Source organism: Photorhabdus bodei (assembly GCF_003287735.1).
GTDB classification, from domain to species: domain Bacteria; phylum Pseudomonadota; class Gammaproteobacteria; order Enterobacterales; family Enterobacteriaceae; genus Photorhabdus; species Photorhabdus kayaii.
Map to the genome: position 1 here is coordinate 21,811 of NZ_NSCM01000053.1, position 8,461 is coordinate 30,271.

An 8,461-nucleotide genomic window follows, 5' to 3' on the forward strand; every position below is an offset into this window, starting at 1 on the left:
GCATTTAAATAAAGGAGCGTACGGTGATCCCGGCTTGTTGCAGGGTTAGTTTCACCTGACGTGCCATTTCTACTGCATCTGGGCTGTCACCATGAACACAGATGGAATCTGCCTGAATACGGGTAAAACTGCCATCAATGGCTTCAACTCCCCCTTCAGTCACCAATTGCAACATGCGTCGGGCAACGAGATTAGCGTCATGAAGCACAGACCCTTTTTCCCGGCGGGAAACTAGCGTGCCTTGTGGAGTATAAGCTCTGTCAGCAAAGGCTTCCGCAACGGTACGCAAGCCTTTTTCTCTCGCCAGATCCAATATTTTCGAGCCGGCTAATCCAACCAGCGCTAAATTGTCATCCACTTCGCGAATCGCCGTAATAACGGCAAGGGCTTGGTATTCATCGTGGGCAATGGTGTTATACAGCGCACCATGCGGTTTAACATAACTTACGGTGGTTCCTGCCGCCGCTGCCAAACCTTTCAACGCGCCAATCTGGTAAATAACGTCCGCGATCAGCTCATTGCTGGAAACATCCATATTACGGCGACCAAATCCGACAAGATCTGGATAAGACACATGAGCACCAATAATCACCTGATTTTCACGGGCAGATTTTAAGGTTTGAAAGATCCCGGCGGGATCACCGGCATGAAATCCACACGCTACATTGGCGCTGGTGACAATGCTCAGCATGGTATTATCGTCACCCATTTTCCATTGACCAAAGCCTTCGCCAAGATCGCTGTTTAAATCAATAATGTTCATAATCGTGACCCTAATAAAGTGATATCCAAAAAAGTAGTAAAAAATTCAGGATGCTTATCAGTTCTACAGATAGGTAATTTCCGCTACGCCGATAGACGCTGAATTAATGAGTTGTTCCTCCGCTAGTAACAACGTCATCACGGTTTTCTAATGCTTGATGAATAGCGATTTTCAGTGCGGTTATTATTGTTTCCAGAGCCATACTTGGTGTACCGGGGTATTTTACCGCCTGTTCAGGCAGGTAGGGAATATGGATAAATCCACCGCGTACTTTGGGATAAGCCAGTGCCAGATGGTGCAGTAGGCCATACATGACATGGTTGCAGACATATGTCCCGGCACTCTGTGAAATCGAAGCAGGAATCCCTGCGGCTTGCAGGCCACTGACGATGGCTTTAATCGGTAGGGTGGAGAAGTAGGCAGCGGGTCCTGCTGTCACGATAGGGGTATCAATGGGTTGATTGCCCTGATTATCGGGAATACGTGCATCGTTGATGTTAATCGCTATGCGTTCCACCGTGATATCAGGTCTGCCGCCTGCTTGTCCCACTGCAATGACGAGTTCAGGTTGTATCTCATCAATAGCTGCGTACAGGCAAGTTAGAGAAGTGTTGAATACACATGGGAGCTGGCGTGTCTCAATATGTGTTCCAGATAGCTGTTGGTTTTGCAATTGTCTTACTGACTCCCATGATGGGTTGATGGCTTCATTGTCAAAAGGTTCAAAAGCGGTAATCAGAACGGTTTTCATGGGATCTCTCCTTACAAAAACATCAAAAAATAGAGCAGAAAAACATTGGCAATCAGCAGCGCTATTCCCGTGGGGATTTGTGCTTTAATGACCGCATTACGGTTTGGTAATTCCAGTAGTGCGGCAGGAACGATATTGAAGTTCGCGGCCATTGGGGTCATCAGTGTACCGCAATAGCCTGAGAACATGCCGATGGCGGCCATAACCGCAGGATTACCGCCATGTTGCAGTACCAGAATGGGAATGCCGATCCCGGCGGTAACAATCGGGAACGCGGCGAAGGCGTTACCCATTATCATCGTCAATAACGCCATGCCGAGTACATATGTCGCTACCGCGATCAATCGATTATCCACCGCTAAATAATGTTCAGTCAGGTGAGAAATTGCGGTACCGACACCTGCTACGGTAAATAATAGCCCTAGCGTCGCTAATATCTGTGGCAGGATAAACGCCCAGCCGATAGCATCCAGTAGGCGACGCGCTTCTTGGGTTGATTGAGCTACGCCTTCACGCGTCATTCTCAATGCAACGCCATATCCGACTAAACAGCCTATTGTCATGGAAAACAGTGTCACCAGCGTGGCATGATTGCCGCTACCGAACAGTGCTTGTTGTAACCCAGGGACGTGGTTAAACAGTAATACGCCGATCACGGTGACGACAGGTATCGCCAGTGCGGGAAGAAAGAGACGATTACCCAAACGGGAGGCACTTTCCTGCCGTTGCTGAGGTGTGCGTTGATGGTAGCTACCCAATCGCACACCGCCAAAACCTGCCGTCAGTGCCATCAATACGACGATCAGCCCGACACCGATATGTAGCATCTTTTGGGCCTCGGCTTCGTTGTCTGCCCATAGTGCTATTACGCGATAGCTCCAGTCGCCTACCAGAAACACGATGCCATATAGCGCCCAGAACAAGCTGGTGGTCAAGCGGCGAGGGTTGGTGTGATCACGCCAGGACATCACCGCTACGGCCAGCAGAACTGTGCCGGCCAGCCAATAAAGATATTGTTGCTGAAACATTACTCAACCTTCCTTCGATTTTTGTCCATACCATTCAGTGCTGCCAGTTTGGTCGCGATCTGGTGGTCAAGACGAGACAAGCGGAAGGCATGGATTAGAAAGGCACAGATGGCGGTAGGGATCCCCCACATAGCGATATGTAGAGGTTCCGTTTGGATGCCGCCAGACTCCAGCATAAAATTATGCATAAAGATGATTGCACCAAAAGCGACGAAAATATCCTCACCGAAGAATAGTCCAACGTTGTCGGTTGCTGCTGACATGGCCCGCAGGCGATAACGTACATCGTCAGGCAGGTCATGATGACGATTTTCCGTAGCCCCCTCAACCATTGGCGCCAGCAAGGGACGCACCATTTGTGGGTGTCCTCCTAAACTGGTCAGCCCTAGCGCAGCGGTTATTTCACGAATGAACAAATAGATGATTAGCAAACGTCCGGCGGTGGCTGTTTTAATATTGCTAATCCAGGTTTGAGCTCGTTCTTTTAAACCGTGCCGTTCTAAAAGGCCGATAGTTGCCAGCGGCAACAGCAAAATCAATGGCAAATTTCGGGTATTAAGGAAGCCGGAACCTAGCTTTTCCAGAATCGCTGTGATCGGCATATGTGCGGCCAGCCCGGTAATTATCCCTGCGACAATCACCACCAATACCGGGTTAAACCTGAGTAAAAAACCCACGACAATAACCGCGATGCCAATCAACGGCCATAGATTCACCATCTGTTGCATGTTGTGTTACCTCGGTGGATAAAAATCGCGGTTGCTTGCTGTGTCGTCATAGGTTGAATTCCTGTGTGGTAGATAAATGTATATCTAAGCAATATGCGTACCATCGTTGGATAATTTGCATTTATTGTTAAATAATTGTTTTTGTATTGTTGAACAATAAATAGAATGAGGCGAAAGAATAGGCAAATAAAATTATTTTTTAATTATAAAAATGAAATACAGATCACTTTTACAATAGTGATGCTCTATGGTGGTGCGCTGAATGCACCATCATGAGGCAGTAATCATTCTGGCGTAGAAAACAGTCAGTGGGGAGGAATCTCTATGCTTGCTGGCGGTAGGTGAATGTGTGAATATGCCTGCCATTCTTATCTTTAGCAACCGGGAACTTGTAGTCAGGTTTGCTACATTTGGTCCGCTCTTTCAATTAATTATTATGAAAAAAGATAACTCCTCTCCTAAGACGTTAAGTGAAAAAGTAACAGATATTATCCGGCAAAAACTGATTATTGGGGAGTTATCACCCGGTCAACGACTATCAGAAGCGGCTCTGAGCGAACAACTTGAAATATCGCGTAATACATTACGTGAGGTTTTTCGTGTACTGACTCAGGAAGGGTTACTGCGATATGAACCTAATCGCGGTGTTTTTGTCGCCACACCGAGTATTGCTTCTATTATCGATATTTACCGGGTCCGGCGGTTTGTTGAATGTCAGGCATTGGCGCAATCTTATCCTATGCATCCTGCGGTTGAACATATGCGTGGTGCAATCGAAATGGCTAAACAGTGCCGTAATACTCAGGACTGGCTTGGTGTTGGAACCGCAAATATGGCATTTCATTCAGCTATTGTTGAACTGACTGACAGTGAACGGTTGATAACATTCTATGGGCATATTTCTGCGGAATTGCGTCTGGCTTTTGGTTACCTGAACGATCCTGAACTTTTTTATGTTCCCTATATTGATCAGAATGCCCATATTTTGGCGTTACTTGAGAAAGGTGAACCAGAAAGTGCGGCCTCCGAGTTAAAAAGCTATCTGGAGCAGTCAGAGCGTACTGTATTAGCGGCTTATACGCGTAAAAATCGTGCTTAATAAATGTTAAGAAAAGATAATATCTGCGACTAGATTGGCAAGTTTATTGATAAAATAAATTAATTTAATTAATATGTTTAAAATTTTTTCATATTTTTGGTTTGTAACGTTATGTTTGTTTGGTACCTCTCCAGACAAAGGCGGTAGTGTCTATAGGGATCAAGGAAGTGAATGATAAGAGAAGCTATATATGCCCTTTGTGCCATGCTGTTGAACTTTTTAATCCTCCCAATTACAGATCACTTGGTTATTAAAAACATAATTCATCGTATTTTTGCGGTAAGTCATATTAGTAACACGAGTTACAGGAAAACGTGACTTATAGTCCGTGGTTTGATAAGTAACATCGTTCGATACTTATCGAATGAAAAAACCTGACACTATAAAATCCCTTTTTGGACAAAGAGTTAGATATATCAGAATGGCATCTGGTATGTCTCAGGAAGCTTTTGCCGATAAATGTGGGCTTGATCGCACTTATATCAGTGGCATTGAACGTGGCGTCAGGAATCCCACGCTTGAAGTTATCAATGTCATTGCAAGTGGTTTACAGATCGAATTAAAAGATCTGTTTGACTTTAATGTAGAGAAAAAGAGTTAGTCGACTTTAATTTGTGCATCAGTGATTTTCTCTCCAATTACGCTTTCTGAGGCACTTGAAAGTTCTGTTATTAAAAGTCGGTAATTTTCATCTCTGATTTGCACTATAGGAAATAGATGACGATTTACCTTGTTTGAAAAATGATGCGCTTCAACCAAAGGAATAACCGTACGCCTTCTTGGTGTTTCAATGATGTCGCGTTGTACATCAACAAACATACTGTATTTGCTTTCGCTCCGTTTGTATTGATAAACAACAAATTGCATTTACCAGTTCCTGTTTTCATCAGCAAATGAACCATATTGTTTAATAAATTGAGCAACTTCTTCCATTCCTTTGCGATTATCTGCTTTCCAACTTTCAGCTTTGATTCGTTGAGCTTCTCTGGTCATGACTTCATTAACAAAACCTGAAATGTTTACATCGGCTGAACTCAGAATCAGATAATTTTCTTTATCAACTGTTACGTTAACTCTATGCTTCATGGCACACCTCAAAAACACACTTTAAGTACACATTAAAAGTATGTGTTTCGTGAAAGCAAAAAGCAACCTGATTTTTTACGTTCACATAAGAAAATGGGTTGCGAATAGGAAAAGATAAATATAAGCAGTTACAAGTAATCATTATTCTTACCGAGTGGTATAAAGTAGATAGGAGCAGCTTATCTCATTGATAAACTGCTCCATTTTGATCTACAGCCACTTACCTTGTGTATCTCGAAGGCCATATTTCAGCGGGATCGCAATCTAAAGCAGCGGCAATAAGCCGTTGACCTTTGGGCCAGCGGCGTTGCAGGGTATTAGCAAGAGTAGATGATGCTAACCCTGCTTTCCTTGAAACGGCTGCTAATGATGTTCCCCGTTTTTTCAACTCGGCGATAATGTCTGCTGGGTGCCAGTCCTGATTTTTCATCATTAATCCTCCACGTTACGGATAACTTTGATATGAAAAGGTAAATCGTTACATAGTAGACTATAAGTCACATATGATAACATAACTTACCGCAAAAAGTGACTCATAGTCCGTGGTCTGATAAGTAACATAATTCGATACTTATCGGATGAAAAAGCCAAATGCTGTAAAATTCCTTTTTGGACAAAGAGTTAGGTATTTCAGGCAATCGTCTGGCATGTCTCAGGAAGCTTTTGCTGATAAGTGTGGAATTGACCGGACGTATATCAGTGGTATTGAGCGTGGGGTTAGAAATCCTACCCTTGAAATCATCAATATTATTGCGAGTGGTTTGCAGATTGAGCTGACAGATCTGTTTGATTTCAGCACTAAATCAAAAGGCTAACAGTCACTTTCCTTTTTATTGCTTTGATCTTATCTTTTTAAGGTCGAGCAAATGGGTTGACGGTAACTGGCAAATACGATTAAGGAAATGTCACTGTGAGTAAATTACATAAAGACATGAGTCAGGAAGCGTTTGAGAATGGCTATTTTTACGTAACTGACCTTCGGCAGTTTGCTAAATCTTTAGGAATTGCAACAAGTAACTTAAAAAAGCATGAGCTTGAGTTACATATTCGGTCATGTTTGTTTGGTTATTCTGGTGATTTGCCGATTGCTATTCCCAACAAAAGAGATCGTGCTGGTCGGGATTTACTCACCCTAGAAAGTTTGGTAATAAATTATGTGAGTGACAAGCAAACGAAAAATTTCTTATTAGAACAGGTGAACCGCCAATATGGTCCATTGACGGATAAATCTGGCCAATGGTATTGGTTAAATCATTGGCGTAAAGCGCAAATTGCCAATAATAACAAAATTACCTATGGCGATTTGGTCGAGCACTTGGCTTCTCTGAAACAGCAGGAAGAAAGGCTTCCACAGATCCCTTCCGCTCGTTTGAATAATTTCATTAGTGATTTCATTGCTGATCCTGAAAACAAAGGTAAAGGGAAAAAACAGGCACTGAAAATATGGCAGGAATTGAAAGAAAAAAATTTACCTAAAACGTATATTGCTTATAAACAGAATAAATACCAAATTGAGGAATAAGTTTATTGAAGGAGAACCTATATCTCCCTCAATAAATGGCTTTATTAAATGGTAATAATTTTCTGAGTGTTATCTCGTTCAATTTTTATTGTCAATTTACCCGATGGTGTTTCTGACAACTGATTGCGAAGATAGGTGATATCCTTAGGAAGGGCTTGTTGACCATTAACTTCCAGTACAATATCACCGTTCTTTAATCCAAATTTTTCAATATCTTTTGGATCGTTGTAAAATATCTCTACTTTGTTATTAAAATAACGGATTGCAATCGTGCGGAGTAATGGACTGTCATAACGGGTAAAGTTTTTGGCGTTAAAACAGAGCAGCATTTTATTTGGAATAAACAGATAATCATCAAAACGTGAGAAGAAACTCATACCAAGATTGTAGAGATCATTTTTATTTTCGCCAATTCTCAGACGACCTACCGGCAGTTGTTGTAAATAAAAGCCATCAATTAGATACTCTTTACTACTATCAAGCCCACTCGCGGACGCGTATTTGACACGGGTTCCTTCAGAAATTTTATCTTTGTGCTCTTTTTTCAGATAGTTAATAAATTCCCGAGAAACATAGCTGTAATCGGCCCCGGTATCTATATTAAAAACGACATTAGAAACCTGAATTGCGGGAGATTTGCCGTAGCTATCACTGTAAGGTTCACATTGTTGATAATTTAAGATTGAAGGCGCATGGTGCCATACTGTCAATGTGTGGTTCAGGTTATTTATTTCCCAGTTTAACTGACGAAAAGTGTCAATGCCGAGAATACCATCCAGCTCCTGACCCATGGACTGATTAAAGAGACTCATGTCAATACCAATCCAGGGATCAGAGCCCGGCACCGTATGGTTACCGAGGGTAATCGCCAGGGGTTGCCATAATGTTAGATCAGCTTTGTGTAAGCGTTTTTCACTGGTTGTAACCAGTCCATCGGACAGCATACGGTGGAATGTAACCGGTATTTTTGATTCTGGTGTGGTTTGTGTCAGCGTTTTTGCCAGCTTATTATCAATGAAGGTATAACTAGCGCCAGTATCCAGCAAGAATTGATATTTTTTACCGGAGATAGTGACAGGAACAATGATCGATGTAGGCTGATGGATGTTCAGCTTAGTAGAAAGGATAGGTTTATTTTCTTCTGGCATATGGATTTTTTCCATATGGCTACAGCCTGTTATCAGCGTCAGCAAGCTGGCGGCGATAATTGTCCGGGAGGTTATCTTTTCCTTTTTTTTCATAATATTAGATTCCTTTTCTAGGAGTGGAAGATGAAAATCTAGGGTCCGGTAAAACCCAACATAATGCACTGGAAGCAATAAAATGTTGCGTATAAGCTAGGAGGTAGTACACATTGCTAGGGACTGTTGACGTTTCGTGTACATAACTTATACAGCCCACATGGGTAACCACATCATCATAAAAGCCATGGCAACCATACTGGCATAATTTCGCTCAAGTTTGTCGTATCTTGTTGCTATTGC

The 8,461-nt window shown here is 42.6% G+C and carries 12 protein-coding genes and 1 pseudogene; 4 read left to right on the top strand and 9 right to left on the bottom strand.

What is annotated here, in order from left to right:
* Positions 1–4: 4 nt before the first annotated feature.
* The 4 genes from CKY02_RS20120 to CKY02_RS20135 all read right to left on the bottom strand — a co-directional run bounded on the left by CKY02_RS20120 (position 5) and on the right by CKY02_RS20135 (position 3,270).
* Positions 5–766: a LamB/YcsF family protein gene (locus tag CKY02_RS20120; RefSeq protein WP_112896669.1), complete on the bottom strand. Its 762-nt coding sequence runs from the start codon at positions 764–766 to the stop codon at positions 5–7.
* Positions 767–866: 100 nt separating this feature from the next.
* Positions 867–1,514: a pyroglutamyl-peptidase I gene (gene pcp / locus CKY02_RS20125; protein WP_112896670.1), complete on the bottom strand. Its 648-nt coding sequence runs from the start codon at positions 1,512–1,514 to the stop codon at positions 867–869.
* A gap of 11 nt (positions 1,515–1,525) precedes the next feature.
* Entirely contained in the window at positions 1,526–2,542 is a 1,017-nt protein-coding gene (locus CKY02_RS20130; protein ID WP_112896671.1) for a DUF979 domain-containing protein, read from the bottom strand.
* Complete coding sequence (locus CKY02_RS20135; protein WP_112896672.1) at positions 2,542–3,270, bottom strand: DUF969 domain-containing protein; 729 nt, start codon at positions 3,268–3,270, stop codon at positions 2,542–2,544. The genes CKY02_RS20130 and CKY02_RS20135 overlap by 1 nt, the downstream gene beginning before the upstream one ends.
* A 436-nt stretch (positions 3,271–3,706) precedes the next feature.
* On the opposite strand from CKY02_RS20135, the gene CKY02_RS20140 reads away from it, so the two are divergent.
* Together CKY02_RS20140 and xreR1 (CKY02_RS20145) are read left to right on the top strand one after the other, a co-directional pair.
* On the top strand, positions 3,707–4,369 hold the full coding sequence (locus CKY02_RS20140; RefSeq protein WP_112896682.1) for a GntR family transcriptional regulator: 663 nt from the start codon (positions 3,707–3,709) through the stop codon (positions 4,367–4,369).
* A 364-nt stretch (positions 4,370–4,733) separates the two neighbouring features.
* Positions 4,734–4,970, top strand: coding sequence for a cell morphology transcriptional regulator XreR1 (xreR1, locus tag CKY02_RS20145; protein ID WP_112896673.1), 237 nt, complete (start codon positions 4,734–4,736; stop codon positions 4,968–4,970).
* On the opposite strand, the gene CKY02_RS20150 is transcribed toward xreR1 (CKY02_RS20145), so the two are convergent.
* The 3 genes from CKY02_RS20150 to xreR2 all read right to left on the bottom strand — a co-directional run bounded on the left by CKY02_RS20150 (position 4,967) and on the right by xreR2 (position 5,885).
* A complete protein-coding gene (locus CKY02_RS20150; protein ID WP_112896674.1) occupies positions 4,967–5,236 on the bottom strand; it encodes a CcdB family protein in 270 nt (89 codons plus the stop codon). The genes xreR1 (CKY02_RS20145) and CKY02_RS20150 overlap by 4 nt on opposite strands.
* A complete protein-coding gene (gene ccdA, locus CKY02_RS20155) occupies positions 5,237–5,455 on the bottom strand; it encodes a type II toxin-antitoxin system antitoxin CcdA (RefSeq protein ID WP_112896675.1) in 219 nt (72 codons plus the stop codon). It lies immediately after the preceding gene.
* Between the two features lie 220 nt (positions 5,456–5,675).
* Positions 5,676–5,885, bottom strand: a complete 210-nt coding sequence (gene xreR2 / locus CKY02_RS20160) for a cell morphology transcriptional regulator XreR2 (protein ID WP_046395215.1) — start codon at positions 5,883–5,885, stop codon at positions 5,676–5,678.
* A 148-nt stretch (positions 5,886–6,033) separates the two neighbouring features.
* On the opposite strand from xreR2, the gene xreR1 (CKY02_RS20165) reads away from it, so the two are divergent.
* Both xreR1 (CKY02_RS20165) and CKY02_RS20170 read left to right on the top strand, forming a co-directional pair.
* A complete protein-coding gene (xreR1, locus tag CKY02_RS20165; RefSeq protein WP_112896676.1) occupies positions 6,034–6,270 on the top strand; it encodes a cell morphology transcriptional regulator XreR1 in 237 nt (78 codons plus the stop codon).
* Between the two features lie 95 nt (positions 6,271–6,365).
* Complete coding sequence (locus tag CKY02_RS20170) at positions 6,366–6,977, top strand: hypothetical protein (RefSeq protein ID WP_112896677.1); 612 nt, start codon at positions 6,366–6,368, stop codon at positions 6,975–6,977.
* A 44-nt stretch (positions 6,978–7,021) separates the two neighbouring features.
* On the opposite strand, the gene CKY02_RS20175 is transcribed toward CKY02_RS20170, so the two are convergent.
* The gene (locus CKY02_RS20175; RefSeq protein ID WP_112896678.1) at positions 7,022–8,218 is read right to left on the bottom strand and encodes an aspartyl protease family protein; all 1,197 of its coding nucleotides are present in this window, start codon (positions 8,216–8,218) and stop codon (positions 7,022–7,024) included.
* A gap of 147 nt (positions 8,219–8,365) precedes the next feature.
* A pseudogene (locus CKY02_RS20180) lies at positions 8,366–8,461 on the bottom strand (IS5/IS1182 family transposase); the annotation flags it as partial.